This window comes from Mesorhizobium liriopis (assembly GCF_024053505.1).
Taxonomy (GTDB): Bacteria; Pseudomonadota; Alphaproteobacteria; order Rhizobiales; family Rhizobiaceae; genus Mesorhizobium_B; species Mesorhizobium_B liriopis.
The window spans coordinates 121,787-148,701 of record NZ_JAMXQS010000001.1 but is presented as its reverse complement, the minus strand read 5'-3'; the positions used below and the strand labels follow the sequence as shown (position 1 = coordinate 148,701).

General features: G+C 64.9%; 25 protein-coding genes and 1 tRNA gene. 10 read left to right on the top strand and 16 right to left on the bottom strand.

Features of this window, described 5'->3' with window-relative positions:
• Window positions 1–7: 7 nt before the first annotated feature.
• Together NGM99_RS00725 and NGM99_RS00720 are read right to left on the bottom strand one after the other, a co-directional pair.
• Complete coding sequence (locus NGM99_RS00725; RefSeq protein ID WP_252815131.1) at window positions 8–1,801, bottom strand: acyl-CoA dehydrogenase; 1,794 nt, start codon at window positions 1,799–1,801, stop codon at window positions 8–10.
• Window positions 1,802–2,054: 253 nt separating this feature from the next.
• A complete protein-coding gene (locus NGM99_RS00720) occupies window positions 2,055–2,531 on the bottom strand; it encodes a MerR family transcriptional regulator (RefSeq protein WP_435371360.1) in 477 nt (158 codons plus the stop codon).
• Window positions 2,532–2,947: 416 nt separating this feature from the next.
• Here NGM99_RS00720 and NGM99_RS00715 point away from each other — a divergent pair, with 416 nt between their 5' ends.
• From NGM99_RS00715 to NGM99_RS00705, 3 genes are all read left to right on the top strand, one after another.
• Window positions 2,948–6,280 carry a peptidoglycan-binding protein gene (locus tag NGM99_RS00715; protein ID WP_252815130.1) on the top strand — a complete coding sequence of 1,111 codons (3,333 nt, stop codon included), beginning with the start codon at window positions 2,948–2,950 and terminating at the stop codon, window positions 6,278–6,280.
• A gap of 182 nt (window positions 6,281–6,462) precedes the next feature.
• Window positions 6,463–7,386: a sulfite exporter TauE/SafE family protein gene (locus tag NGM99_RS00710; protein ID WP_252815129.1), complete on the top strand. Its 924-nt coding sequence runs from the start codon at window positions 6,463–6,465 to the stop codon at window positions 7,384–7,386.
• A gap of 2 nt (window positions 7,387–7,388) precedes the next feature.
• Window positions 7,389–8,171 carry a TIGR02186 family protein gene (locus NGM99_RS00705; RefSeq protein ID WP_353937359.1) on the top strand — a complete coding sequence of 261 codons (783 nt, stop codon included), beginning with the start codon at window positions 7,389–7,391 and terminating at the stop codon, window positions 8,169–8,171.
• Between the two features lie 77 nt (window positions 8,172–8,248).
• Here the strand turns inward: NGM99_RS00705 and NGM99_RS00700 are convergent, their stop codons facing one another.
• The 4 genes from NGM99_RS00700 to NGM99_RS00685 form a co-directional block, all read right to left on the bottom strand.
• Window positions 8,249–8,707 (bottom strand): GNAT family N-acetyltransferase, encoded by a 459-nt coding sequence (locus NGM99_RS00700; RefSeq protein WP_252815128.1) that lies wholly within the window; start codon window positions 8,705–8,707, stop codon window positions 8,249–8,251.
• A gap of 42 nt (window positions 8,708–8,749) precedes the next feature.
• The gene (gene pdeM / locus NGM99_RS00695) at window positions 8,750–9,475 is read right to left on the bottom strand and encodes a ligase-associated DNA damage response endonuclease PdeM (RefSeq protein ID WP_252815127.1); all 726 of its coding nucleotides are present in this window, start codon (window positions 9,473–9,475) and stop codon (window positions 8,750–8,752) included.
• Window positions 9,472–11,991 (bottom strand): ligase-associated DNA damage response DEXH box helicase, encoded by a 2,520-nt coding sequence (locus tag NGM99_RS00690; protein WP_252815126.1) that lies wholly within the window; start codon window positions 11,989–11,991, stop codon window positions 9,472–9,474. Before NGM99_RS00690 ends, pdeM begins: the two co-directional genes overlap by 4 nt.
• Before the next feature lie 63 nt (window positions 11,992–12,054).
• The gene (locus NGM99_RS00685) at window positions 12,055–12,957 is read right to left on the bottom strand and encodes a class I SAM-dependent DNA methyltransferase (RefSeq protein ID WP_252815125.1); all 903 of its coding nucleotides are present in this window, start codon (window positions 12,955–12,957) and stop codon (window positions 12,055–12,057) included.
• Between the two features lie 97 nt (window positions 12,958–13,054).
• On the opposite strand from NGM99_RS00685, the gene NGM99_RS00680 reads away from it, so the two are divergent.
• Window positions 13,055–14,065: a ligase-associated DNA damage response exonuclease gene (locus NGM99_RS00680; protein ID WP_252815124.1), complete on the top strand. Its 1,011-nt coding sequence runs from the start codon at window positions 13,055–13,057 to the stop codon at window positions 14,063–14,065.
• Window positions 14,066–14,068: 3 nt separating this feature from the next.
• Window positions 14,069–15,676 (top strand): cisplatin damage response ATP-dependent DNA ligase, encoded by a 1,608-nt coding sequence (locus NGM99_RS00675; RefSeq protein WP_252815123.1) that lies wholly within the window; start codon window positions 14,069–14,071, stop codon window positions 15,674–15,676.
• A 514-nt stretch (window positions 15,677–16,190) separates the two neighbouring features.
• Here the strand turns inward: NGM99_RS00675 and NGM99_RS00670 are convergent.
• Entirely contained in the window at window positions 16,191–17,273 is a 1,083-nt protein-coding gene (locus tag NGM99_RS00670; protein ID WP_252815122.1) for a hypothetical protein, read from the bottom strand.
• Between the two features lie 198 nt (window positions 17,274–17,471).
• Between NGM99_RS00670 and NGM99_RS00665 the strand changes: the two genes are divergently transcribed.
• Window positions 17,472–18,425, top strand: a complete 954-nt coding sequence (locus tag NGM99_RS00665; protein WP_252815121.1) for an NAD(P)H-dependent flavin oxidoreductase — start codon at window positions 17,472–17,474, stop codon at window positions 18,423–18,425.
• Here the strand turns inward: NGM99_RS00665 and NGM99_RS00660 are convergent.
• Together NGM99_RS00660 and NGM99_RS00655 are read right to left on the bottom strand one after the other, a co-directional pair.
• The gene (locus NGM99_RS00660; RefSeq protein WP_252815120.1) at window positions 18,422–19,471 is read right to left on the bottom strand and encodes a Gfo/Idh/MocA family protein; all 1,050 of its coding nucleotides are present in this window, start codon (window positions 19,469–19,471) and stop codon (window positions 18,422–18,424) included. The genes NGM99_RS00665 and NGM99_RS00660 overlap by 4 nt on opposite strands.
• A 70-nt stretch (window positions 19,472–19,541) precedes the next feature.
• Window positions 19,542–20,327, bottom strand: coding sequence for a ThuA domain-containing protein (locus NGM99_RS00655; protein WP_252815119.1), 786 nt, complete (start codon window positions 20,325–20,327; stop codon window positions 19,542–19,544).
• A gap of 141 nt (window positions 20,328–20,468) precedes the next feature.
• On the opposite strand from NGM99_RS00655, the gene NGM99_RS00650 reads away from it, so the two are divergent.
• Window positions 20,469–20,544 (top strand) — tRNA-Thr (locus tag NGM99_RS00650).
• Between the two features lie 23 nt (window positions 20,545–20,567).
• Here the strand turns inward: NGM99_RS00650 and NGM99_RS00645 are convergent.
• Both NGM99_RS00645 and NGM99_RS00640 read right to left on the bottom strand, forming a co-directional pair.
• The gene (locus tag NGM99_RS00645) at window positions 20,568–20,780 is read right to left on the bottom strand and encodes a hypothetical protein (RefSeq protein WP_252815118.1); all 213 of its coding nucleotides are present in this window, start codon (window positions 20,778–20,780) and stop codon (window positions 20,568–20,570) included.
• A gap of 17 nt (window positions 20,781–20,797) precedes the next feature.
• Window positions 20,798–21,046, bottom strand: coding sequence for a hypothetical protein (locus NGM99_RS00640; protein ID WP_252815117.1), 249 nt, complete (start codon window positions 21,044–21,046; stop codon window positions 20,798–20,800).
• Window positions 21,047–21,387: 341 nt separating this feature from the next.
• Between NGM99_RS00640 and NGM99_RS00635 the strand changes: the two genes are divergently transcribed.
• Together NGM99_RS00635 and NGM99_RS00630 are read left to right on the top strand one after the other, a co-directional pair.
• Window positions 21,388–21,561: a hypothetical protein gene (locus NGM99_RS00635; protein ID WP_252815116.1), complete on the top strand. Its 174-nt coding sequence runs from the start codon at window positions 21,388–21,390 to the stop codon at window positions 21,559–21,561.
• Between the two features lie 14 nt (window positions 21,562–21,575).
• On the top strand, window positions 21,576–22,583 hold the full coding sequence (locus NGM99_RS00630; protein WP_252815115.1) for an SMP-30/gluconolactonase/LRE family protein: 1,008 nt from the start codon (window positions 21,576–21,578) through the stop codon (window positions 22,581–22,583).
• An 88-nt stretch (window positions 22,584–22,671) separates the two neighbouring features.
• Here the strand turns inward: NGM99_RS00630 and NGM99_RS00625 are convergent, their stop codons facing one another.
• From NGM99_RS00625 to NGM99_RS00605, 5 genes are all read right to left on the bottom strand, one after another.
• Entirely contained in the window at window positions 22,672–22,866 is a 195-nt protein-coding gene (locus NGM99_RS00625; RefSeq protein WP_252815114.1) for a hypothetical protein, read from the bottom strand.
• Window positions 22,867–22,868: 2 nt separating this feature from the next.
• A complete protein-coding gene (locus NGM99_RS00620) occupies window positions 22,869–23,177 on the bottom strand; it encodes a hypothetical protein (RefSeq protein WP_252815113.1) in 309 nt (102 codons plus the stop codon).
• Between the two features lie 118 nt (window positions 23,178–23,295).
• The gene (locus tag NGM99_RS00615; RefSeq protein WP_252815112.1) at window positions 23,296–24,669 is read right to left on the bottom strand and encodes a DUF3618 domain-containing protein; all 1,374 of its coding nucleotides are present in this window, start codon (window positions 24,667–24,669) and stop codon (window positions 23,296–23,298) included.
• Window positions 24,669–25,085 (bottom strand): phage holin family protein, encoded by a 417-nt coding sequence (locus NGM99_RS00610; protein WP_252815111.1) that lies wholly within the window; start codon window positions 25,083–25,085, stop codon window positions 24,669–24,671. The genes NGM99_RS00615 and NGM99_RS00610 overlap by 1 nt, the downstream gene beginning before the upstream one ends.
• Complete coding sequence (locus NGM99_RS00605) at window positions 25,072–25,878, bottom strand: hypothetical protein (protein WP_252815110.1); 807 nt, start codon at window positions 25,876–25,878, stop codon at window positions 25,072–25,074. Before NGM99_RS00605 ends, NGM99_RS00610 begins: the two co-directional genes overlap by 14 nt.
• Before the next feature lie 495 nt (window positions 25,879–26,373).
• Between NGM99_RS00605 and NGM99_RS00600 the strand changes: the two genes are divergently transcribed.
• Window positions 26,374–26,901 carry a DUF3597 domain-containing protein gene (locus NGM99_RS00600; RefSeq protein ID WP_252815109.1) on the top strand — a complete coding sequence of 176 codons (528 nt, stop codon included), beginning with the start codon at window positions 26,374–26,376 and terminating at the stop codon, window positions 26,899–26,901.
• Window positions 26,902–26,915: the final 14 nt, after the last annotated feature.

Below are 26,915 nucleotides of genomic sequence, written 5' to 3'. Positions count from 1 at the left end.
TCGAACCTTAGAATGCCTCGTCGGGCAGCGCCATAAGCGTGTCCGCGCCCGACTGAATACGTGCGAGGCGAAGCGCGGTTTCGGACATCACGCGCTCCATGAAGAAGCGGCCGGTCACGAGCTTGTTTTCGAGGAAGCTCGCCGAGCCGTTGGCGCCGGCCGCAATCCTGGCTTGCGCGGCCTTGATCATCTGCGCCCACATGTAGCCGATCGACACGAGGCCCATGAGGTGAAGATAGTCGGTCGCAGCTGCCCCCGCATTGTCGGGCTTCTGCATGGCGTTCTGAACGAGCCACATGGTGGCCGCCTGCAAATCGTTCAGGCCTCTCTTGAGCGCCTTGGTGACAGGGGTGAGCTTTTCGTCACCCCGGTTCTCCTCGCAGAACTCGCCGACCTGTTTGAAGAAGAGCTGAACGGCGCGACCGCCATTGGCGGGCAGCTTGCGGCCGACGAGGTCCATGGCCTGGACGCCATTGGTGCCTTCATAGATCATGGCGATGCGGGCATCGCGCACGAACTGGCTCATGCCCCATTCCTCGATATAGCCATGGCCGCCGAGCACGCCCTGGGCCGTTACCGCATGGTCGAAGCCCTTGTCGGTCAAGACACCCTTGACCACGGGGGTCAGGAGCCCGAGCAGGTCATCGGCTTCCTGCCTCTGCTTGTCGTCGGGCGAGCGATGGGCGAGGTCGGATTGGAGCGCAGTCCAGAGGGCCAGCGCGCGGCCGCCTTCGTTGAAGGCGCGCGCGGTCATCAGGTTGCGACGCACATCGGCGTGGACGATGATCGGATCGGCCGCCTTGTCGGGCGATTTGGCCCCGGACAGCGAGCGGCCCTGAATGCGATCCTTGGCATAGGCCACGGCATTCTGGGTGGCGACCTCACCGATGGCGAGGCCCTGCAGCCCGACGCCGAGGCGCGCCTCGTTCATCATCGTGAACATGGCGCGCAAGCCCCCATGCTCGGTGCCGAGCAGCCAGCCGGTCGCGCCGTCATAGTTCATGACGCAGGTGGCATTGCCGTGGATGCCCATCTTTTCCTCGATGGCCCCGCAGGACACGGCGTTGCGCTCTCGGAGCTCTTCTCCGTCCGGCAGGAATTTCGGCACGACGAAGAGCGAGATGCCCTTGGAGCCTGCCGGTCCGCCTTCGATACGGGCGAGAACCAGGTGGACGATGTTCTCGGCAAGATCGTGCTCGCCGGCCGAGATGAAGATCTTCTGGCCTGTGATGCGATAGGAACCGTCGCCTGCGGGCACGGCCTTGGTGCGCAGCAGGCCGAGGTCGGTGCCGGCATGGGGCTCGGTGAGGTTCATGGTGCCGGTCCAGCGGCCTTCCACCAGCGGTGGCAGCCACTGCGCCTTCTGCTCGTCCGTGCCATGGGCGATGAGGGCCGCGATGGCGCCTTGGGTCAGACCCGGATACATCATGAGCGACATATTGGCGGCGATCATGTATTCGGAGACAGCCGTGTGCAGGCTGTAGGGAAGCCCCTGCCCGCCATATTCCTCGGGGACTGCAAGGCCCAGCCAACCGCCCTCGCGATACTGATCGTAAGCCGCCTTGAAGCCGTCGGGCGTCTTCACCGTGCCGTCGTCGAGCCGGACGCAGCCGACCGTATCGCCGACGCGGTTGGTCGGCTGCAGCACGTTCTCGGAGAGCTTGGCGCCCTCTTCCAGCACGGCTTCCAAGGTCTCGCTGCCTAGATCGGCGAAACCCGGCAGGTTGGAATAACGTTCGAAGCCGAGAACTTCCTGAAGCACGAAAAGCGTGTCTTTGGTCGGCGCGCGATAGGTCGGCATGCGGTCTCCCTGAACTCGAAATAGTTGCGAGGCGGACACTCTTTCCCCTGTCCGCTCAACTCCTCAAAGTGGTAGCAAATTTTGACGTTTGCGTAAACGTCACTTTTGTTTGCACCAAGAGGATTTCAAGAGCGTAGCGCGGAGCAACGGCTCGTTTGATTGACGCTCAAGGAGTTGGTGCAGCGGAAAGCAAAAAGCCCGGCGGGCATGGGGACCGGCCGGGCTTCACGTTCAGGTGGAGAATGAGAAACGCTTACTGGCGCGTCTTGGACTCAGGCGCCTTGGGGCCGAGCTTGTTGCGAAGAAAATCAATGGTCTGGCCCAGTTCGCCGATGGCCTCGTCGAGCTGGGTGCGCTGCTTGTGCAGGCGGTTGAGCTGCTTTTCCGACTTGTCGAGCGCGAAGCGGAACTGCTTGGTGTTCGGACCTTTCGGATCGTAAAGATCGATGATCTGCTTCACGTCGCGGAGCGAGAAGCCGACTTTGCGGCCGAGCATGATGATCGACATGCGCGCACGGTCGCGGCGCGTGTAGAGGCGGGTGTTGCCCTCGCGCTGGGGCGAGAGAAGGCCCTTGTCCTCATAGAAGCGAAGCGTGCGGAGCGACACGCCGAAGCGTTGCGCCATGTCGCCAATGCGGGTCAGTTCGTCGGAATCGTCGGCAGCGTCGTTGATCACCGGTTCGAAGGACGTAGGCTCGCTCGCCATGAGGCGGTGCTGCGGTTCGGTCATTTGTTTTTGCTTTTGCCCATGAAGCGCAAGCCCGGACAGGCCCGAGCCATGCGTCGGGACGACAACGAAAAATGCTGCCGTCAGCTGATGTGGGATTATGGCCGCGTCGATCGGCCGGTTAAGCCACTCCACATATGGCCGCGTTTTTCCTCACGCAAGCGCCGCTGGACGGTGATACCGATTTCACTTGGAAATATTTGCTTGCCGCTTTCATGCAATCGAAGCGGTAATCTTGGTTAACGCGTTGTTTACCATAATCGGATGAATGTGGCCGGACCGGCGGTTCGGTCCCGGTCTTGGAAGCAGAATCTTTACGGCTCGACCGTTTCGCCCGCTTCCAGTCCCGCGAGAGGTCCCACCGGCAAAACAGTTTCAGGTGAGCCGGAATGCGGCTCGATTCGCAAGGGATTGCACCGGTGACCAGCAGGCGCTCCTATCTCGATACGCTGAATGCCGGGCGCCAGAGGCGGCCTGCCTTTTCCAACGAGCGGCTCGACCGCTCGCTGGATCTGCTCGACGAGCATGTGCGCCAGATGAGCGATGCCTTGCGCGAAGAAGACGAGCGCGACGTCGGCGCGCCAGAAAGCCTCGGCTGGATGGCACGCGAAGTGGAGCGCGCCCGTCTCAAGCAGGACGAGGCGGGGGCCGCCAGCCGCATCGCCGACGAACTCCGCGAAATGCGCGACGCGCTCGACCGCCAGAACCGCAAGCCGGAGAATGTTTCGGGCTATTCACGTCGCAAGACCGACCTTCCGCAAAGCGAGGCGCGTGCGCCGTCCCCTGCGGTGCCTTCGCTGCAGGACGAGTTCGAGCGGCTGCAGGATGCCATCCGCGCGGTGGGCGAGCGCCAGCAGAACAGGGGTGTGGAATCGCTCAAGGCCGACCTTGAGGAAGTGCGCTCCTCCTTGAGCCAGCTCGCGCATTCGGACCGCACGGCGAAGGGCTCGGTCGCATCGCTGCACACGCGGCTCGACCAGCTCGAAGAGAACATCCGCAAGCCGCAGGGCACCAATGTCGAGGCGCGGCTGGAAGAGATCTCCCGCGCGCTCGTCGCCTCAACCGCATCGCTCAAGCCCCTGCCCTTCGACGCAGAACCGCTCGCGCGTTTGGAAGCACAGCTCGCTTCGGTGTCGCGCCAGATGAGTGCGCGCGCTGAAGAGCCGTCCGACGAGATCATGCGCCGCCTGACCCAGCTGTCGGAGCGTGTGGACGAGTTGGGCGCGCGCGCCAACCTGCCGCACAAGGCGATCGAGCAGCTATCGAATCAGGTCGCGATCATCGCGGCCAAGCTCGATGCGGTGCCGGCGCTGCCCGACCCGGATTTTCTGTTCAAGGCCATCGAGCAGCGGTTCGATGCGCTGTCCGTCATGCTCGAAAAGCGCATGGGCAGCGAGCCGGAGCGCAATACGCTTCTGTTCCGCGATCTCGAAAAGCGCCTGGACGAAGTGTCGCTGAAGCTCGATACGGTGGCGGCGCAGACGCCTGCGCCAGCCCCCGCACATGACGACATTCTCGGCATCATCGATGCGCGCTTCGAGGATTTCGCGCGCAAGCTCGAAGAGCGTGCGCCGGCCGGCAAGGGCGAGAGCAAGCTGATCCGCTCGCTCGAAGCGCAGATCAAGGTGTTGACCGAGCACCTGAGCCAGCCTCGCCTGTCACGCGCCGATATGGAAGAGATCACCCCGCGCCTCGACAAGATCGAGGAGAAGATCGCGGCCAACCATGATGCGGTGGTTTCCGCCGCGCGCGAGGCGGCCGAGAACGCGGTGCGTTCGCTCGATCTGACGAGCGAGGACGGAAAGGCTGTGGCTTCCACCGTTGCCGGCTTGACCGATGATCTGAAGGCGCTCGAAGCGCTGACCAAGCGCTCGGACGAGCGCAACGCCAAGACTTTCGAGGCTATCCACGACACGCTGATCAAGATCGTGGAGCGCCTGGGCTCACTCGAAACCCGCCGCGAAGAGCCGAAAGCGGAAGCGCCGGCTGAGACGGCCAAGCTGACCATCGAGAACACGCCGCCGCTCGACGTGATCGAGATGGAACCTGCGGACGCCATGCCGAGCGAGACCATAGCGGACGCTCCGGTCACAGAAACGCCGGGGGCCAAGGCGGAGAAGCGCTCGCTGCTCGGCGGGTTGTCGCGCGCCTTCCGCAAGCAGGAAGCGGCGGCTCCGAAGAGCGAGCCGGCGGTCGTGGTACCGGCTGCTGAGGCTGAAGAGACGCCTGCCGTCTCGCTCGACGCACCACTGGGCGCAGCACCTCGCAACGAGCCGATCGAGCCCAACACGGGCGGCCCCGATCTTGGCGCCATCATGCGCCGGGTGCGCGACGAGCGTTCGGGCAATGGCGATGCGGATGTCGCCAAGTCAGACTTCATCGCGGCTGCGCGCCGTGCCGCCCAGGCGGCAGCGGCCGAAGCCGAGACGCTGAAGCGCAAGTCCGGCTCGGGCGCGGCTTCGGGCGGACGCCTGACCGATCTTCTCAAGCGCCGTCGCAAGTCGGTGCTGATGGCCGTGGGTGCGGTGATGATCGCGCTGGCAGGCCTGCAGGTCGGCAATCACTATCTCGCCACCCGCGAGCTCGCGCTCGACGCGCAGCCGACGGCGAGCGTCCCGCAAAGGGCCATCGAGGCAATGCCGGCCATGGCGGCGGCGAAGATTGCCGCGCCGGTCGAGGTGAAGACGGAAACGGTCAGCGCGGTTGCGAGCGCCCCCGCACCGGTTGCGCGGACTGTGGAGCCCGAGGCACCAAAGGTAGAAGCCGCCCTGCCCGCCCAGGCAGATCAGGACAGCGACCCGATCGCGGCCCGGATCGATGGCGCGGCTCCGATGACGAACGCCGCTGCGGAGCCGGCAAGCACGGAGGCCGCTCCGGTCGCAACCGCTGCGATCACTATCCCTGCCGAGATCAGCCCCAGCGCACTGCGCACAGCCGCCGAAGCGGGTGATGCCAAGGCGCTGTTCGAGGTCGCGTCGCGACTGGCCGAAGGGCGCGGCGTGAAAGCCGATCCCGCTCTGGCCGCGAACCTGATGGAGAAGGCAGCGGGCCTCGGCCTGGCACCAGCCGAATACCGGATGGGCAGCTTTCTCGAAAAGGGAACGGGCCGGACGCGCGACCTCGCCGGCGCTCGCAAATGGTACGAGCAGGCGGCCGAAAAGGGCAACGCGTCCGCGATGCACAACCTCGCGGTGCTCAATGCCATGGGTGCCAATGGAGCGGTAGACAACGAGGCCGCCGTGCGCTGGTTCACGGCTGCCGCCGAACATGGCGTGCGCGACAGCCAGTTCAACCTCGGCATCCTCGCCGCCAAGGGCGTCGGCATGCCCCGCGACCTCGAAGCGTCCTACAAGTGGTTCGCGGTCGTTGCGGCGCAGGGCGACGCGGATGCGGGCGCCAAGCGTGACGAGATCGGCAAGACGCTGAGCGCCGACGCTTTGCAGCGCGCCAAGACCACGGCTGAGCTCTGGAAAGCCAAGCCGGTCGATCCGGAAGCCAACCGCGTCGAGCTGCCCGAGACCTGGAACGAAGGGCCGTCCACGACCGTCGAGAACAAGCCGGTGGACATGAAGGCCGCCGTACGCACGATCCAGCTGATCCTCGCCAAGAACGGTTATGAGGCGGGGAGCCCGGACGGCGTGATGGGCACCAAGACCAAGGCGGCCATCGTTCAGTTCCAGAAGGACAACGACCTGTCGCCGACCGGCGAAGTGGACCAGAAATTGGTGCAGGCTCTCATCGCCAAGAAGTAGCCGGATCGGTTCCGCTAACCATTCCAAACATTTCGTTTCGGGCCGTAATGCAATTTGCGGCCCGAAGCCTCATTCTCGGCACAGATTGGCGCAACGAACGGTGCCGAGAAACATCCGGGAATGATAGGCCCGGATCAGACGGGCATCGGCCTGTCGTCCAAGTGGGGCAAGCAGGCGTGTAAGTGGGTATCTACCTTCCCATCGCGGAAATGTCGGTGAACGTGGTCGTGCTGCTCTTCATGGGGGCAGCAGTCGGCTTCCTGTCGGGCATGTTCGGCGTGGGCGGCGGCTTCCTGATCACCCCGCTTCTGATCTTCTACAACATTCCGCCGGCCATCGCGGTGGCGACGGGCGCGAACCAGGTGGTCGCCTCATCCGTCTCGGGCGCGCTGGTGCATCTCAAGCGGCGCACGATCGACTTCAAGCTCGGCACGGTCCTGATGATCGGCGGCGTGTTCGGTGCCACATTGGGCGCCGCCGCCTTCACTTTCCTGCGCAGCGTCGGCCAGCTCGACCTGATCGTGTCGATCCTCTACGTCGTGTTTCTGGGCACGGTGGGCGGGCTGATGCTGGTGGAAAGCGTCAACGCCATCCGCCGCTCGCGCGACGGCGCGGCACCTGCCCTGCGCAAACCCGGCCAGCACAACTGGATCCTGCGCCTGCCCTTCAAGATGCGCTTCCGTGCCTCGAAGCTCTTCGTCAGCATCATCCCCGTCCTGGGCCTGGGCGCCGGCATCGGCTTCTTGTCCTCGATCATGGGTGTCGGCGGCGGCTTCATCATGGTGCCGGCCCTGATCTATCTGCTCAAGGTTCCCACCAATGTCGTGGTGGGAACCTCGCTGTTTCAGATGATATTCGTGGCGAGCTACACGACCATGGTGCACGCTTCCACCAACCGTACGGTGGACGTGATCCTGGCCTTTCTCTTGATGATCGGAGGCGTGGCGGGTGCGCAATACGGCGCCAAGGCCGGCCAGAAGCTGCGTGGCGAACAGTTGCGCGCACTGCTTGCTCTGCTCGTGCTCGCCGTCTGCCTGCGTCTCGCGCTCGACCTCTTCCTGACGCCCGACGACATCTATTCGCTCACCACCTTTACCGGGGCCTGAGCGTGAAACGGCTGGGCGCGCTCTTCCTCCTGTTCTTCTCGCTGAGCATATTGACGGCACGCGCGCAGCAGACCGACAACCCAGAAAGCATCCAGATCGGGCTTTCCACCGACCACATCAGCATCACCGCCGATTTTTCCGGCGCCGACCTCACCATTTTCGGCTCGCTCGAAAACGCCGATCCGCTGATCGCGCGGCAGAACCGCTACGACATCGTGGTGGTGCTGGAAGGCCCCGCACGGCCCATCGTGGTGCGCCGCAAAAACCGCGTGCTCGGGATGTGGATCAACACGCAGTCCGAGAGCTTCATCAATGTGCCGGCGAGCTATTCGGTGGCGACCACGCGGCAATATCAGGACATCACCGACCCGGGCAGCTACCGACGCCTGTCGCTGGGCGCGGCCTCGATCTATCTCGAACCGCAGAAGCGCGACGATCCCCTGCGCATCTCGGAGTTCACCACAGCCCTCCGCTCGCTGATGCTGAAGACCGGCCTCTACAGCGAACGGCCGGGCGACGTGCAGTTCCTGTCGCAGAACCTTTTCCGCGCGACCCTGACGCTTCCGCCCAACGTGCCCGTCGGTACCCACAAGGCACGCGCCTTTCTGTTCAAGAACGGCTTCTTCGTGAAGGAAACATCGGCACAGCTGTCGATCCGCAAATCGGGCTTCGAGCAGACCCTGTTTCGGCTGGCCGACAATCACGGCATCTTCTACGGCTTCTGCTCGGTGCTGCTGGCAGTCGCGACGGGGTGGCTGGGACGGGTGATCTTCCGAAAGGATTGAGACGTTCATTGCCAGCGCTTGGAATAGGGAACTGACCGACTGGCAACTGTCGGCGCGCGTTCTATCCAGAGCGCTCGTCACTTCGCTATGTCGATCGCCTTGCGGAACTGAATGAAGCCCGAACGCTCGGCAATCTTCGCATAAAGCGCGATGGCTTGAGCGTTGGTCTCACGGGTGAGCCAATAGACGCGCGGAGAGCCGGCGGCTTTGGCCGCTTCATAGACCGCTTCGATCAGCTTGCGGCCGACGCCCCTGCCCCGCGCTTGCGGCGCGGTGAAGAGGTCCTGCAGGTAGCAGACCGGGTTCACCATCCAGGTGTTGCGGTGGAAGATGTAGTGGGTGACGCCTACGAGTTGGTTTTCGCTCTCGGCGACGAGAGCGTGGACGGGCTCGGATGGGTCGAAGAAGCGGGCCCAGGTGGTCTCGGTGACCGTTCGGTCGAAGGGCTGCTTGTAAAACTCAAGATAGCCCTGCCAGAGGAGGAGCCACTGGTCGAGGTCGCCCGGCTCGACGGGGCGGATGATGATCTCGGGCATTGCGAGCCTCCCTTTCAGGGGCAAGCAGTGCCATGGATGGGTTCAGCCAGGATAGAGCAGTGTTCTTGGCACAGCGAACATGCGGGTGCCGCCCATCATGTGGGCGGTGAAACGTTCCCAGGCGAAGAGCTTCGCATAGGCACGGTCGAGAACGTTGAGCGAGCCCGTCAGCGAGCCGAAGGCGGGCAGGATCATGCGGGCGCCATCGCTGGCGAAGCAGCGGCGGCGAAGGCCACGGCCGCGCGCGACGATCTTGGCGCAGGGGTGCAGGTGGCCGGCGACTTCCCCGGGCTCCGCGTTTTCCTGCGGCTCATGGCGGAAGATGAGGCCGGCAATGCGCAGTTCGGTAAAGGTCTCGCCGGGCAGGCCGCCGGGCGGGTGCGGGTCGTGGTTGCCGGTGATCCAGAACCATTCGCGGCCCGAGGCCAGATCGGCAAGCTGCGAACGGAAGGGCTCGATCAGGCGCGCGGGACCGTCGGTGTCGTGGAAGCTGTCGCCGAGGCTGATCACGGTGCGCGGCGCGTATTCCTCGACCAGCGCGCAAAGGCGCTTGAGCGTGGCCGCGGTGTCGTAAGGGGGCAGGAACATGCCGCGGCGGGCGAAGGACGAGCCCTTCTCCAAATGCAAATCGGACACGACGAGCGTGCGGTAGTCGGGCAGGAAGAGCACGCCGCGATGGTCGCAGACTACGCGCGTCTGGTGGAGCAGGGCTTCGCTGGTCGCGGCCTGTCCTCTGCCTTCGATCCCTTCTGTGGTCTCAGTCTTCATCCCGTTCCGAGCGCTTCGGCGATGAGGTCGTCGGCGTCCTGCGCCAGTGATTCATCTTCCGTGTCATAGTTCACGCGCTCGCGGCCGATCTCAAGCATGATGGGAAGAGCCAGCGGCGAAACCGCGCGAAGCGGTTTGTGCACGGTTTTGCCGCGGATGCGATTCAACATTTCGTTGAGCCGGCGGATGTCGAGAAGCCCGGTTGCGGCGTCCGTGCGCGTCGCCTGCATCAGGATATGGTCCGGCTCGTGGGTGCGCAGCACGTCGAAAACGAGATCGGCCGAGACCGTGACCTGTCGCCCGCTTTTTTCCTTGCCGGGATGGCGGCGGTCGATCAGTCCCGCGATCACCGCGCATTGGCGGAAGGTTCGCTTGAGCAGGTAGCTGTCGGCGAGCCAGTCTTCGAGGTCTTCGCCGAGCATGTCCTCGCTGAAAAGCTCGTCCAGCGCGGTGTCGTCCCACGAGAAGGCTTCGCCGAGGTCGCGCGCGGCCCAGATGGCGAGCGCATAATCGGTCGCGACGAAACCCAGCGGCTTGAGATTGGCACGCTGGAGACGCCGGGTCAGCAGCATGCCGAGCGTCTGGTGGGCGAGCCGGCCTTCGAACGGATAGGCCACCATGTAGAAGCGGTTGGCGCGCGGAAATGTCTCGACGAGAAGTTCGCCGGGCTTGGGCAGCGCGGACTTGCGCTTCTGGATGCGGAGCCAGTCGGAGACCTGATCCGGCAGTTCGCTCCAGCGCTTGGGGTCGGCCAGCATGCGGCGCACGACGGCGGCGAGATAGGTGGAAAGCGGGAATTTGGAGCCGCCAAAATAGGGCACCTGCGCGTCCGAGTTCTGTGCGTTGGAGACGATGCAGTCGCTTTCGCGCAGGCCCTCGAAGCGCAGGACCTTGCCGGCGAACAGGAAAGTGTCGCCGGGCGACAGCGTTTCGGCGAAGAATTCCTCGACCTGGCCGAGCATGGCCCCGGCCCGCCCGCTCATGCCGGCCTTGGCGTAGCGGACGTTGAGCATGGCCGAGTCGATGATGGTGCCGACATTCAGCCTGTATTGCTGGGCGATGCGCGGATGGGTGATGCGCCAGAGACCGTCCGCCGTGCGCTTGATCTTGGCGTAGCGCTCATAAACGCGCAGCGAATAGCCGCCGGTCGCGACGAAATCGACGGCGCGGGCGAAATCCTGCTCGGAAAGCTCGGCATAAGGGGCCGCTGTGCGCAGCTCGGCCAGAAGCTCGTCGGGGTCGAAGGGGGCCGCGCAAGCGCAGCCGAGGATGTGCTGGCAAAGCACGTCGAGGCCGCCCGCGATCAGCGGCGGCGTGTCCTGCGCGCCGAGATAGTTGGCCTCCACGGCCGCGCGGCACTCCATGACCTCGAAACGGTTGGCGGGCACGAGGATGGCCTTGGAGGGTTCGTCCATGCGGTGGTTGGAACGCCCGATGCGCTGGGCGAGGCGCGAGGCGCCCTTGGGCGCGCCGACGCAGACCACGAGATCGACATCGCCCCAGTCGATGCCGAGATCCAGCGTCGAGGTGGCGACGATGGCGCGCAACTCGTTGCGCTGCATGGCCGCTTCGACGCGGCGGCGCTGGCCCACATCGAGCGAGCCGTGATGGAGCGCGATGGGGAGGTTGTCGTCATTGGCGCGCCACAGTTCCTGAAACAGCATCTCCGCCTGCGAGCGCGTGTTGACGAAGAGCAGCGTGGTCTTGTGGTCGCGGATGGCCTGATAGACCTCGGCCATGGCATAACGCGCGGTGTGGCCCGCCCATGGCACGCGTTCCTTCGATTCAAGGATCTCGATGGTGGGTTTCGCACCGCCATCGACCGTGATCAGCCCGCTTTCGCTGCCGAGCGGGGCTTGGGGCACAAGCCAGCGCTGGAGTTCGGCGGGGTCGGACACGGTTGCGGAAAGGCCCACCGTCTGGAGGCCCGGCGCGTATTTGCGCAGGCGGGCGAGGCCGAGCGAGAGAAGATGGCCGCGCTTGTTGGTGACGAGCGCGTGAAGTTCGTCGAAGACCACGAAACGGAGGTCGGCGAAGAAGCGCGCGGCGTCGGGCTGCGCGATCATCAGCGCGAGCTGTTCGGGGGTGGTGAGCAGGATATCCGGCGGGCGCAATTTCTGGCGGGCGCGTTTGTGGGAAGGCGTGTCGCCGGTGCGGGTTTCGATTGTCACGGCCAAGCCCATCTCGTCGACTGGCTTGCTCAGGTTGCGCTCGATATCGGTGGCGAGCGCCTTGAGCGGCGAGATGTAGAGCGTGTGGATGCCGTGTTGCGGCTCGCCCGGCTTGCGCTTGGGCCGCTCCGTGAGCTCGACCAGCGATGGCAGAAAACCGGCTAGCGTCTTGCCGGCACCCGTGGGTGCGATCAGCAGCATGGACTCGCCGCCCTGGGCGCGGGCCAGAAGCTCGATCTGGTGCGCGCGGGGCGCCCAGCCGCGCTTGGCGAACCATTTGACGAAGGGTTCGGGCAGGCGGGCGGGGGTGAGCGATTGGGGCTCGATGGCGAGGAGTTTTGTCACGCCATCAAGGTAGTGCTCGACACGGCTTGGGCCAAGCGCCGGCAGCTATCGGGACGACGCGCGTCAGCTCTTGCGGGCGAGGACGATCAAGCCGGTGACATCGTCGTTGCGGTCCTTTCGGATGGTTGCCGTCTCGAGGCTCAGGATCGCGAGGCTGTTTCGGGCGAGCAGGTCGCGAATATAGGTTTCGGCATGGGCGTAGCGGCGGGTCTCCCGGAGCGCCACCGCCTCGTCGCCCCGTTCGACGGAGAAAGCGAAGACGCCGTTTTGGGCCAGCATTTTCCTGATGCCTTCGAAAGCATGATCGAGCGCGCCGAGATACATGAAGACATCGGCTGCCGTGATCAGGTCGGCCGGCGGGCCGGCAAAGGGGAGATCGGCGAGATCGGCTTTTTCGAGCTGGTCGTAGACGTTCTTGCCGCGCGCCTTGCGCAGCATTTCGGCCGAGATGTCGTAGCCGGCAAGACTGTCCGCCAGCGGGCGCAGCTTCTCGCCCATCAAGCCGGTGCCGCAGCCGAGATCGACCGCGCGGGCGAAGCGGCCGGGGGCAGCCGCGGTGATGGCTTCGAACAGCAGTTCGGGCACGCGGTAGTCGAGCGCACCGACGAGCGAGGCGTCGAACTTGTCGGCATATTGGTCGAACAGGGCTTCCACGAAGGCGGGCGGTGGCGTTTCGGGCTGGGGCTCAGTGCCGAGCAGAGCGAGCTTGAGCGTGGCGCCGGAATGGTCGGCGGGGTCGACCTGAAGCGCCATGCGCCATGCGCGCTCGGCGGCATCCGCCTCGCCTGCCATTTCGTGCATCTCGCCCAGACGGAACCAGCCGACGGCCCAGCCGGGGGCAAGCTCGAGCGCGCCGAGCATGAGTTCGGCGGCAGCGGCCGGGTCACCGTTCGCCACCAGCATCTCGGCATAGTCCGCACGGCGGTCGGCGATCAGGTCGCCCGAGGCGGTGTTGAAGGGCTTCAAGTGCAGGACTCCGAGGCGTCGTTCGCGGGCTTTTGTGCCTTTGTGCGGTGGCGCGCAACAGGCTTTTCGCGGGGAGCGCAAACCCTATATATTCGGTATGCGCGCCAAGGATTTGCTGCATCCCCGACCCGAGGGTCTTTATTGCCCGCCGGGAGATTTTTTCATCGACCCGGTGCGGCCCGTGGACCGGGCGCTCATCACCCATGGGCATTCGGACCATGCACGCTCGGGCCACGCCCATGTGATGGCAACCGATCAGACGCTTCAGATCATGGCGCTGCGCTATGGCGAGAATTTCGCAGGCGCGACGCAGGTGGCGAAGCTCGGCGAGGTGATCGAGGTCAACGGCGTCAAAGTGAGCTTTCACCCTGCGGGACATGTGCTGGGATCCGCGCAGATCCTGGTGGAGCACAAGGATTGCCGCATCGTGGCGTCGGGCGACTACAAGCGGCGCGCCGATCCGACCTGTCTTTCTTTCACGCCGATTTCCTGCGACGTGTTCATCACCGAGGCGACATTCGGGCTTCCCGTTTTCCGCCATCCGCCGGACACGGAAGAGGTCGCGCGGCTGATCAAATCGACCGAGCAGTTTCCCGAGCGCGCGCACCTTGTGGGGGCCTACGCGCTCGGCAAGGCGCAGCGGGTGATCCGGCTGGTGCGCGATGCGGGCTATGACAGGCCGATCTATATCCACGGCGCGCTCGCCAAGCTGTCGCGCTTCTACGAGGAGCAAGGGGTGGCGCTGGGCGAGTTGCTGCCGGCCACGCTCGAAAAGGGCAACAAGGGCGACTTCGCGGGCGCCATCGTGGTCGGGCCGCCGTCCGCTTTCGCCGACCGCTGGGCGCGGCGCTTTCCCGATCCGGTCGCGAGCTTCGCCAGCGGCTGGATGCGCATCCGCCAGCGCGCCAAGCAGCGCGGCGTGGAGCTGCCGCTGATCATCTCCGACCATTCGGATTGGGACGAGCTGATCGAAACGATCGCGGAAACGGGCGCGTCCGAAGTGTGGGTCACGCATGGGCGCGAGGAGGCGCTGGTACGGTGGTGCGAGATCAATGGCATCCGGGCGCAGCCGCTGCATCTGGTGGGATATGAGGATGAGGGCGACTGACACGTGAACCGCTTCGCCGAACTCCTCGACCGTCTCGTCCTCACGCCCTCGCGCCTCGGCAAGCTCAAGCTTCTGACCGACTACTTCCGCGAGACCGAAGACCCCGACCGCGGGCTGGCGCTGGCCGCCATCACCGGTGATCTCACCATCAATGCGGTGAAGCCCGCGATGCTGCGCGCGCTCATGGAAGAGCGGATGGACCCGGTGCTGTTCCGCTACAGCCACGATTATGTGGGGGATCTGGCCGAAGCCGTGTCGCTGGTCTGGCCCGCGCCGGAATCGCATCTGCGCGCGAACCGGACGCCGACGCTTTCCGAAGTGGTCGAGAGCCTTCAAACCGCGAGCCGGTCGGATGGGCCGCGTGTGCTGGCGCGGCTGCTCGACAGTGCTGAAAGCGCCTCGGCGCGGTTCGCCATCATCAAGCTCGTGACCGGCGGCCTGCGCATCGGCGTGTCGGCGCGGCTGGCCAAGCAGGCCTTGGCCGATCTGGGTGGCGTGGACGTCAACGAGGTGGAGGAAGTCTGGCACGGGCTCTCGGTGCCCTATCTCAACCTCTTCGCCTGGCTCGAAGGCCATGGCGAGAAACCGGAGCGCAAGCCCGAGGCGCTGTTCCGCTCGGTGATGCTTTCGACACCTGTCGAGAACAACGACCTCGAAAGGCTGGAGCCCGAGCACTATGCCGCCGAGTGGAAGTGGGACGGCATCCGCGTGCAGGTGGTGGCCGAGAACGGAATCAAGCGGCTCTATTCGCGCACCGGCGATGATGTTTCGGGGGCCTTTCCCGATCTGATGGATGCGGTGCAGTTCGATGCGGCCATCGATGGCGAGCTTCTGGTGCACGATAAAAAGGGCGGCACGGGCACGTTTTCGGACCTGCAACAGAGGCTCAACCGCAAGACGGTCTCGGCCAAGGTCATGGAGGACTATCCGGTCTTCGTGCGCGTCTATGACCTCTTGCAGGAGGGCGAGGAGGATCTGCGCCCCCTGCCCTTCGAGGAACGGCGCAAGCGGCTGGAACGCTTCATCAGCGAGCTCGACCCGTTCCGCTTCGACCTTTCTCCGCTGGTCGAGTTTTCCGACTGGCATGATGTGGACGACAAGCGGAAGCGGCCGCCGCACCCGGTCATCGAAGGCGTGATGTTGAAGCGCTGGTCGGCGCCGTACATGGCCGGCCGCGCCAAGGGGCCGTGGTTCAAGTGGAAGCGCGATCCCTACACGGTGGACGCCGTCCTGATGTATGCCCAGCGCGGGCATGGCAAGCGGTCGAGCTTCTACTCCGATTATACGTTCGGCGTCTGGACCGGGCCGGAAGAAAACCCCGAGCTGGTGCCCGTGGGCAAAGCCTATTTCGGCTTCACCGATGCCGAGTTGAAGCAGATCGACAAATATGTGCGCGACCACACGATCGACCGCTTCGGGCCCGTGCGCTCCGTGCGCGCCGACAGACAGAGCGGGCTCGTGCTCGAAGTCGCCTTCGAGGGGCTGGCGCGTTCGACGCGGCACAAATCGGGCATCGCCATGCGCTTTCCGCGCGTGTCGCGGCTGCGCTGGGACAAGCCGCCGGCCGAGGCGGACCGGCTGGAATCGCTCGAGTCGTTGCTGGATCGCTAGAGGCTGTCCAGTTTTCACGGAACCCGATTCCACTTTGCCCTGGCAACCTCCGGATGCGCGTCGTCGCTGCCGCGCTCGGGTTTCGAGCCGGGGTATGGGGTGGTTGGGGTTCAGGAGACGGCGCATGGCGCTGGCCTCGTGGCTTTAGTGAAGTGCATGACCCGCGCCATGCGCCGCTTTCGGTGTTCTTGCCCTAGGTCCACAGAACGGGGCGTCACCCACCGCTCCTCACTTGGGGCCCGGACTTAGGGGCTCATCACCCAGCCGCACTACGTTGGCACGACCAGTCCGGCACCGTCCGCTCCACAGATGCGCCGTCGCGACCTGGCTCCCGATGAAGCGGTGAGCGAAATCTAAGCGAAGGCGCAGAGGGGGTGGATGAAGAAAAAGCGGGAACGCGCGGATGCGGGGGATCGCGACCCTGCAGCCGCAATTTCATCCATCATCGTGCTGCCGCCATGCCAGCCGAAGCGCGCGGCGGTCTCGCGGTCGGGATCGCGGCGAGACCAAAGACTTACTCCGCAGGCGCGACGCGGATTTCGAAGATATCCACCGCGCCGGTGCCGCCGGACACATCCGTGTTGATCGTGATGGTTCCCCCTGCGCGCGGGGTCTCGTTCGGGAAGGTCACCTCGAACAGGTAGTCGGCCCGGTCGGGGGTGATCGCATAACGCTTGCGGCCGCAGTCGCCGAGCGGGCCGAAGTCGCAATCGACCGAAACCTGCGTCCCGGACCCGCCCGCCCCGCGCGCGACGATGTCGAAGGTCGCAGAGCGGCCCTTGAGCTGGTCGAGAATCCCCTGGCCGACATCGAAGACCACCGTGCCGTCTGCACCGTTGGAGCGGGCTTCGAGATAAGGACCTGCCGGATCATTCGCGCCACGCGCGGCGGCGCCGCCCGTGGCCCGTGCGGTGGCCGGGTCGGTGGGATCGAACACGTTGATCCAGTTGCGGCTCTCGTCGGATTGCTCGCCAAGCGCCGGCGGGGCGGACGAGGATGGCTGGGCCGGCGCTGGCTCGATCGGCTGCCCGTCGGTGGTTTCAGGCGTGGTCGTCGTTGTGGCCGAGCTGCCGAGATACTGGTCGGCCAGCTGGCGGATAATGCCGTTCTGGTAGGCCCAGTAGCCGGCGCCTGCGAGGATGGCGAGAAACAAGAGGAAGAACAGCAGGCCGCCCCAGCCGCGCCTGCGCGGTTCGCGGCGCATGTCGGGATCGACGGCAAAGCCTCCGGAGCGCTCGGCAACGGGCGACGGGTTATCGATGCCGTCAAAGCCGGGCTCGACGCGGGGCCCTCCCTGCGGCGCGCGGGGCGATGGGCGAGTGTTCTGGGTCGGGCGCACGCCGTCCAGCGACGGGCTCATGTCCAGCGAAGGAGCGACCGGCGGCGGGGGTGCGACGAACTCGGCTTCGATCTGGGTGATCTTGGTCTGCAACGCCTTGCGACGCGCGATGGCTTTTTCGACCGTGACCTGGGGATTGTTCTTCAGCGTCTTGTCGAGCGCGGCGAAGGCGGAGCGGTACACCTTCTCGCGAAAGGCGCGGTCGCGTGCATCGCCTTTCTCGAACGCGTTGCGGATGGCCTTTTCAATGGGATCCACGCGGTTTCTCTCTCCGTCCCCGGTTGATCGGGGCCATCTGTTTCAAGAATCGAGCGGAAAAGCGCATCCCCCGCCTCATCCGTTTCGAATCTCTAGCGAAACATGCGCTGTGCGCCTAGCCACGTGGCATGGATTGTGGCGCGAGGCGCCTATGCTAGAACCGGCCGTTCCACAGTTCAGACGAGGATCCGAACCGACTTGGCCCTGCCTCCCATCCTCTCGCAGGATCTTCGCCTGCCGCTGATCGCCAGCCCGCTCTTCATCATCTCCCACCCGCCGCTCGTGATCGCGCAATGCCGCGCCGGCGTGATGGGAGCGTTTCCAGCGCTGAACGCGCGGCCCGAAGCGCAACTGGACGAATGGCTGGCGGAGATCACCGAAGCGCTCGGCGCACCCCACCAGGGGCGGAGGCCTGCGCCGTTCGCGGTGAACCAGATCGTGCACCGCTCCAACAAGCGGCTGGAACGCGATCTCGGGCTCTGCGTGAAATACAAGGTGCCCGTGGTCATCTCATCGCTCGGCGCGGTCGAGGAGGTCAATCAGGCGGTGCATTCCTATGGTGGCATCGTGCTGCACGACGTGATCCACGACCGCCATGCGCGCAAGGCCATCGAGAAGGGCGCGGACGGGTTGATCGCGGTGGCGGCAGGCGCCGGGGGCCATGCGGGAACGCTGTCGCCTTTCGCGCTGGTCGGCGAGATCCGGCAATGGTTCGAAGGGCCGCTGATCCTGTCGGGCGCCATCGCCACGGGCGGCGCGATCCTCGCGGCGCAGGCGATGGGTGCCGACATGGCCTATATGGGCTCGCCCTTCATCGCGACAAACGAGGCGCGGGCGAGCGACGCCTACAAGGCGATGATCGTCGGCTCGCGCGCGGCCGACATCGTTTACTCGAACCTCTTCACCGGCATCCACGGCAACTATCTCAAGGGTTCGATCGAGGCTGCCGGCATGGATCCGGACAGGCTGCCGAGCGCCGACCCGAGCGCGATGGATTTCGAGAAGGCAGCGGTCGAGGGCGCCAAGGCCTGGAAGGATATCTGGGGCGCGGGCCAGGGCGTGGGTTCGGTGGACCGGGTTCAGCCGGTCGCGGAACTGGTCGACCGGCTGGAACGGGAATACAGCGAGGCGAAAACCCGCCTCGGCGTTTAAGCGAGAACCACCGTCCGGTCCGATTCCGCGCTGACGATGGCCGCGTCGATGATGCGCTGCATTTCGGCGGCACGGCGGAAGGAGGGCTCGCCGTTGACCCCGGAGATCAGCGCATCGGCGAAGGCGCGCGCGTTGCGCCGCGTCGGCGGCACATTCTTGCGGCGCCAGCGATGGGCGTCCACGCCCTTGCCGCTCGAGACGAAGAGCTGTGACGACCGGCCATCGGTCTCGACCTTCACCGCGCCCTGCGTGCCATGCAGCGCCAAAGACAGGTCGTTGGCGTGGCCAGTCGCGTAGCGCGTGGCGAGAATGGTCGCGAGCGCACCGCCCTTGAGGCGCGCGGTCATCGAGAAGCTGTCATTGGCGTCGAGCGCATAATCGCCCACGCGGTCACCTTCGGCCTTCGGGAAAGTCACCAGATCGGCGCGCAGGCTCGCCACCTCGTCATTGGCGCCATAGCAGGCGAAGTCGAGGATATGGACGCCGACATCGCCAAGCACGCCGTTCGAGCCGTGCGCGCGGGAAAGCCGCCAGAGCCAGCCGGGCTCGGTGCGCCAGTCGCCCCAGGCCTTGGAGACCAGCCAGCTCTGGCGATAGGCGGCTTCCACATGGCGCAGCGTGCCGATGGCACCCCCTATCACCATCTGCCGCGCCATCTGCAGCGCGGGCGAGTTGCGGTAGGTGAAGTTCACCATGTTGACGAGCCCGGCCTTTTCCGCCGCATCGGTCATCTCGATGGCGTCGCCGAAGCTCGGCGCCAGCGGCTTTTCGCAGAAGACCGGCTTGTTCGCGTCGATCAGCTGCAGCGTGGTGATGCGATGGACGCCATCGGGCGTGGCATTGATCGCCGCGTCGAAATCGCCCCAACGAATGGCATCGTCCAGGCTTTCGAATGCGTTCAGCAGGCCGTTCTTCTCGGCAAACGCATCCGCGCGACCCGGCAGCGAATCCGCGCAGGCGACGATGCGGCAGTCATGCAGCGCACCGAACTCGGCAAGATGCATTCCGGCAATGGTGCCGGTTCCCAAAAGGAGCAGGTTCTTCATGAAGGGTCTGTGGTTTGAGCAATGTCAGGAGGACCGTGCAGCAGCCTTCCTGAATCGCGGATGAACTGAGTTACCGGTAGCCTTCCTCGCCATCGGCATGAAGGCGCGGGCCCTTCTGCTCGATGGCCTCCCTCGCCTCGCTCACCGGCACGTTCGGGGCGTCCGTGATGCTCTTCCAGGCAGGCGCCGGGTTGTGCGCCCAGTTCACCGCATTGCGCAGGACGGTGTGGATCTCGGGATTATGAAAGATCGGATAGGTCTCGTGACCGGGCGAGAAATAGAAGATGCGCCCTGCCCCGCGCTTGTAGCAGAGGCCAGAGCGGAACACCTCGCCGCCCTCGTACCATGACACGAACACCGTCTCGTCCGGCTCAGGCACGGCGAAGGGCTCGCCGTACATTTCGCTCTGCTCGAGTTCGAGCGCCTCGCCCAAGCCCGCTACGATCGGATGGTTGCGGTTGATCACCCAAAGGCGCTCGCGCTCGCCCGCCTCGCGCCATTTGAGCGAGCAGGGCGTGCCCATCAGCCGCTTGAAGATCTTGGAATAGTGCCCGGAATGGAGCACGATCAGGCCCATGCCTTCCCAAACGCGGGTGGCGACGCGTTCCACGACCGCATCGGACACCTTGCCGTGCGCGGCATGGCCCCACCAGAGCAGCACATCGGTCTCGGCAAGGCGCGCCTCGGTCAGCCCGTGCTCGGGCTGCTGGAGAGTGGCGGTCGTCGCCTTGATGCCGTCACCCGTGTTCAGGGCCTTGGCGATCGTCTCATGCATGCCATCGGGATAGATGCCGCGCACGACGGCATTCTCCTGCTCATGCACGTTCTCTCCCCAGACCACGGCCTTGATCGGCATGCGCTATCCCCACTGCGTCAAAGAGTTCGCCAACATATGTATCTCGCGCATCCCGAAAAGATACGGCAAGTTTGAGGCCGAAAAGCTTCTCGAACCGGCTTGAATCCATTTTCCGGAAAGGCTATCAGGCGCCCCAAGGTTGCCGCTTTAGCTCAGTTGGTAGAGCATCGCATTCGTAATGCGGGGGTCGCGTGTTCGAGTCACGCAAGCGGCACCACCCGTTTCCTGAAATCATTCAGTTCAGCTTCGGTCGGAAATGGTCGGGGATCTTGCCGCGAGCTGTCTCTCGAGCTCATCCGCAACCTGCGCGGCTGCCTCGATGGCCATCGCCTCGAGGCGCTCGCGGTCGACGAAGCGGTCGGCGCGGATCACGGGGAGGCCGGGGGCGGCCTCGGCAGTGAATTCGGCGCCGACATCATCGACTTCGACACGCATGAGGAAGCGGATGCTCATCGACGGTTCCGGCTCGTTTAGCGAACCGCTCCGCGAATGGCATCGAGCACTTTGCCAAGTGCGGCTTCGCCTTCCGAAGACAGACGACCGCGCGCGCCATCTGCCTGGAGCAGGCCGGCATCCTCGAGTTCCTTGACGCCATCGGGGTCGGCACGGTGGCCTTCGCCATCATCGAGCACGACCTCGCTGACCGTGCTGCCGCTGGTCAGGCTGTGATAGGCTGCGAAAGCGAGGATCGAGAGGCCCTTGTCGCTATAGTCCGCCATGTTCAATCTCCATTGAGCCGCGCCAACGCCCAGGAATGGAAATCGATCCGGTTCGCCTCATTGCCACGTATCGGGGAGGACACGATCCGTCATGGCGGCCGACGTTCACTGTCGAAGTTCGTCTTTCCTCGGGAGGGATAGTGGAGCGTCTGGGATTCTGGAATGGAAGCATCTGCGGAATGAAATCGACGGTTCTCAAATGAAGCCACAGATCAGTGCCGCCGCCTTCATCATAAATTTGGAATATCAGCCAAAGCTCTGCGGATAAACCGTGTCTTTACATTGCCGGCTTTGGGCCCGCGTTCTATAGACGGATGAATCCGAAGGAAGGGACATTCACCATGCGGGACAAGCTCGAAGCCCTGCTCGAGCGGCTGAAGGGCGAGCAGCAGCGGCTCCTCTATGCGGCGGCGGACGTGCCGGCGATGCCGAGCCAATCCACGCTCGAACGCGTGGCACAGCTCGAGCTCAACATCGCGGCAATCGAACATACGCTGGACGATCTCGGCTCGTAGGCGGCACATACGCGATGGCGGTCAAGGAAAGCCGGGACGAGCGGCTCGCCGCGTCATACGAATTCGCGCTCGACCGCGATTGGGAGCGCGAGGTCGTCGCTTACCCCGATCCGGCGATCGAGACGCTCGATCCACGCTTCTCGGCCTGCGTGCACCATTCATCTGCGATCGAAAGGCTCTGGACGGGCGGACGCTGGCTGGAAGGGCCGGTCTGGTTCGGCGACACGCGTCAGCTGATCTGGAGCGATATCCCGAACGACCGCATGCTGCGCTGGACAGAGGAAACCGGCGCCGTCAGCACCTTCCGCCAGCCGAGCGGTTTTTCGAACGGCAATACCCGTGACAACCAAGGCCGCCTGCTGACGTGCCAGCATGGACCTCGTTCGGTGACCCGCACCGAATATGACGGAACGATCACGGTTCTCGCGGACCGCTTCGAAGGCAAGCGTTTCAATGCGCCCAACGATATCGCCTGCCATCCCGATGGCGGCATCTGGTTCACCGATCCGGGTTACGGGATCATGTCGGACTATGAGGGCGACCGCGACGAGCCGGCGCTGCCGACGCGGGTTTACCGGTTCGACCCGGCCGATGGGACACTGGCAATCGTCAGCGAGGCGCATGCACGGCCGAACGGCCTGTGCTTTTCGCCGGATTTCTCGCGGCTTTATCTCGTCGACACCGGCAATCCGGGCGATGAGGGATTTCAGCAGTCGCTGACCGTTTATGATGTGAAGGATGGTGTCCGGCTCGCCCACGGCCGCGCCTTCGGCGAGATGGCGCCGGCCAAGAGCGATGGCATCCGCTGTGATGAGGATGGGCGGCTTTGGGCGGCTTCAGGCTCGGGCAGCACCGCGACCAATGGCGTGCACGTGTTCGATCCCGACGGGACGCGGATCGGGATCATTCATCTTCCCGAAGCCTGTGCAAACCTGAGCTTCGGAGGCCGCAAGAGGACGCGACTGTTCATGGCCGCCAGTCAGTCGCTCTACGCGCTGGTGGTCAAGGTGAGAGGAGCCTGATGCACGTTGCGCTGCTTCGGTGCGGATTTGATTGCGCCGAAACCCACGCGCCCCAGCCCCTGCGAGAAGCTCAGCACCCCTCCCCCCTTTACCTGTCCTTGCCCGGGTCCTTCGGGTTATCCTTGAAGCTGGCGTCCTCGTGGCCGGTGATGACCTGCGGCTTGGCGCTCGAGACGCCACTGTTCTTGCCGCCGGTTTGCGTGCCGGCGAAGGCACCGGTGCCACTATCCTTGCCGCGCCCGAGTTTGCGATCTGGCGTGCTGGCGTCGGGTTTGTCGGTCATGGTCACTGTTCCTCGCGTTCGTTCTGGTGGTTGTGCTGGCCGACGCGCGCCGCGAGTTCGCTGAAGCTCGGCATCTCAGCGGTGCCATAGGCATTCGCCAGTCGAAGAAGGCGGATGGGAAAGGCAACGGCCTGGCGATTGGCTTCGCTGCGTTCGCTGGCAATTTCGCTGTCATCGTTTGCAGCGCGCTCGGCTTCGGCAAGCGCCGCATCGATCGCGCTTTCGCTCAGGATATCGTGGCGACGCAAACTGCCCATGAGCGCGGCGAGCGCGAGATAAAGGCCTTCGAGCTGAAGGTTCGCGGTGTTCACGGTCAATATCCTCCCATTGGTCGGATTTAACGGCTCTTGCGTCCGCACAGTTCCTTAACAAGAAGGGGCGGCCCGCTCGGCGGGCCGCCCTTTCCGATCTTGGCTTGAGGGTCGAGACTCAGATGTTGCGGGCCTGATCGCGATTGCCGAACTGGTCGGTATCGCGCTCCACCTCGACGTCGCGCACAGCATCGCCGGCGCGGTTGGTCGCGTCCTGCGCGGCAGCACTGGTCTTGTCGGCAGCGTCCTGAACCGCGCCGCGCGCAGCGGCAGCCTGATCCGCAACCGCCGAACGCGCCTGGCTATAGGCCTCGCCAACGCGCTCGGTTGCCTGATGGTAAAGGTCACCGGCCTTGCTGCTGGCTTCCGAGTAGAGCGAAGCAGCCTGCTCCTTGCCCTGCTCGTAGAGATCAGCCGCGCGGCGGCCGGCCTCGGCCTTCACCTGATCGGCCGTCTCGCCGAGCAGTTCGTCCTCCTGTCGCGTGCGCGGCAGAAGCGCTGCGATCGCGGCACCGGCGGCGAAGGCCAGCGCGCCGGTGATCAGCGGCTGCTCGTGCATCGTATCGGCAGCCGAACGTGCGGCGCGAGCGCCACGATCGCCGACGGCCGAACCGACCTCGGCGAACCTGCGGCCGGCAGAGGCACCGGCACGCGAGATGCCGCGGCCGGCCGAAGCGCCGGCGTCGGACGCGCGGCGTGCATTGCGCGACACCGAGCTCGAGAAGGCCGAAGCGGCTTCCGAGACCGAACGGCTCGTGCGGCGAGCGCGGATCGAGGCACCGTCACGGGCGTCGTGCAGGGCGCGGCGTGCCTTGGCCCAGGTGTCGGACGCCCAATCGCTCAGGCCCTCGATGACGTTGCCGGCTTCGTCGCGGAAGGACGCGATGCGGTTGCCGGCGCTGTCCTTAAAGCCGCGATAGGTGTTGCCGGCTTCGTCCGTGAAGTGGCCAGCGCGGTTGCCGAGTTCGTCGGTGGCGGCGCGGAACTTCTTGCCCGCGTCATCGACGAATTCCGAGAAGCGGCCGCCCGTCTTTTCGTCCGAGCCCGAATAAGACCGGCGCAGCGACGAGCCTTCGACGGTGGCGTAAGGGTAGTCCTCGTCGTTCACATCGTAGAGGTCGTCGAAATCGTCATCGTCGAAGAAATCGTCCTCATAGGCGTAGTCATAGGCGCGCACCGGGCGGACACGATCTTCGCGATAGGAACGCGAGGAAGATGCCTTCGAAGGGCCGGCCATGAGCCAGGCGACGCTGAGGCCGAGAAGCGCGACCGGGATCGGGTTTGCCTTGACCGCGCGACCGAGGCCGGAAACGAACTCGCCGCCGCCGTTCTTGGTGTAAGACAGAAGCTCGTCCACGATCTGGCCCGGCGAAAGACGGTCCTGGATCTGGTCGATGGTGTTTTCCACACGCGAGCGCTGAAGCTCGATCTCGCGCTGGATCTCGGCCGAGGACTTCGGCTCGGAATAGTCGGTGTCTGTGTAGTTGGACATCAGAACTTCTCCTTCACGGCGGTCGCGTTACGCTGAAGCGAGGTCGCGGTGCGTTCGAGCTTGAGATTACGCGCCTTGAAGCCGCTGAGGCCGCGCGAGATGAAGAGCCAGGCGACGATCGCCACGATCACGCCGACGATGAGGGCAGCCAGAGCGTTCGCGCCGGGCGGCGTGAAGCCCATCGAGACGAACCACATGGCAAGGCCGGAAACGGCCGCGCCGAGCAAGACGCCCAGAGCACCGAGGGCGAGGATCGCGCCGATGGCAATCTGAACGCCGCTCTGGGCCATCTCGGTGGCCTTTTCGGAGGCCTCGGCCTTGGCAAGCTGGATTTCCTTGCGGAACAGACTGCTGATGTCGCCAGCGAGGCTTCCCAGCAGTTCGGTCAGGGGGCGACCGTCGTTAAATCCGGCCATGGGTGCTCACTCCGGAAGCGGGAGACGTGTCGCGCGTGGCGTCACGCTCGAAATCCACCTCATAATCGTCGCGGTCCAGCGCATCGCGCGTGGAAGAATAGTCACGCTCGCGACCGTATGCAGGCGCAGGCTCCGACCGGTTGGCCGAGGCGATCAGGAAGCGGCTGGCCGCGAAGCCGGCAAGGGCCGCGATACCTGCGAAGGCCAAAGGCTGGCGGCGGCCGAAATCCTGGGCAATCGAGAAAAGATCCTCGACGCTCTTGTTCTGGACGTTGTCGGCCAGCGTGCGCAGGCTGCCGGCGAGGTTCTGCGCATAGCCCGCAACGGCGCTGTTGCTGCCCTGCAGATCGTCGGCGAAGCGCGACACGGCCTCGGAAAAGCCGCCGACCTGCTCGGCCGCGACGCCCTTCTGCTCGTTGGCGAAGCTGCGCGCACGGTCGCCGAGCTGACTGGCCTGCTCGGTCGCGTAGGCCTTGGCCTTTTCGGTTGCCTCGCCGAGCTGGCCCTGAGCCTGCGACTTGATGTTCGAAAACTCGCTCGTGGCCTGGTTCTTCAGCTCGCTCAACTGACTCGAAGCCTGGTCCTTGAGCGCGGCGAAGTCGCGGCTGGCGGTCTCGGTTGCCGAGCGGAAGTCAGACTTCGCGGTTTCGGCAGCACTGCTCAGGTCGTTGCGCACGGTATTGCCGGCGTCGCGCAGCTTGTCCGCCTCGTTCTTCGCCGACTGGTCGAGGCTCGAGGAGGAGCCGAGAGGACGATCCGAGGGGTTGCCGAATGGGGGATCCTGATTGCTCATCTTCAATCTCCTGGCGCTTGAAGCAAAAATTCAATGGGTCAACGGCGCTCGCACGCCGAGGGGATCAACGACGCTTTTGCGCCGGTCCGGCGCGTGCACTGGCTGAAAGACCTGCCAAACAAGCCGTTCAACTCGCGCTCACGCCGAGATGAACAGAATGCGCGGTTCGGCGCAGAGTTCCGCGCCGTTCCAAAGCTTGCGCTTTTCCAAAGGAAAGGTCCGCCTGTTCGAACCTCAGGGCACGGCTTCGGTTCCCCGGTGCATCAGTTTCGGGGCGTTGGGCGTGGTCGCGGCGAACCGTATATGCGAGGCGGCCGCAGTGACTTCCGGCGCGCTCGACCGGCCTTCAGCCCACGCGTCGACCGCGGTGCCTTCTTGGCTGACCCTGTCGGTGCGGCAGGTGACGGGAGCCGGAACCAAGGTCCGGCTTTCCCGCTTTATGTCACGGCCGCGTGAAGACGGCTGCCAATAATCGCCGACAGCAAGGAGAGCGGAATGGGTATTTTCAGCAGGATCAAGGAAAAGATCTGGGGGCATCACGAGGCCGAGGCTGCCGCTCCGACGACGACCGCTCAGCCGAGCTCGACCGTTCAGCCCGGCACGCAGCCGCAGACCGCTTCGGTGAGCCCATCCGCTCCCGCCGCGCCCTCCCCGGTCGCACCGTCCGGCGGCGTGGCGCAGCCAAGCCAGGTCGATCGCCCGACACAGACCGCACAGGCGTCAACTCCCTCGTCAGCGGCCCCTTCACCGAGCCCGGCATCGGGCCAGGTCGATGTCGCGGCGGTGCTGGACGCGGCCGTCAAGAAGAACGGCCAGAACCTCGACTGGAAGCATTCCATCGTCGACCTGATGAAGGCACTCGACCTCGACAGCGATCTCGCTTCGCGCAAGGAGCTGGCGGACGAACTCCACTACACCGGCGACAAGAACGACTCGGCCACGATGAATATCTGGCTTCACAAGGCGCTACTGAAAAAGCTCGCCGAAAATGGCGGCAAGGTCCCCGCTGAGCTGACCGACTGAGTGAAACCAAAAAG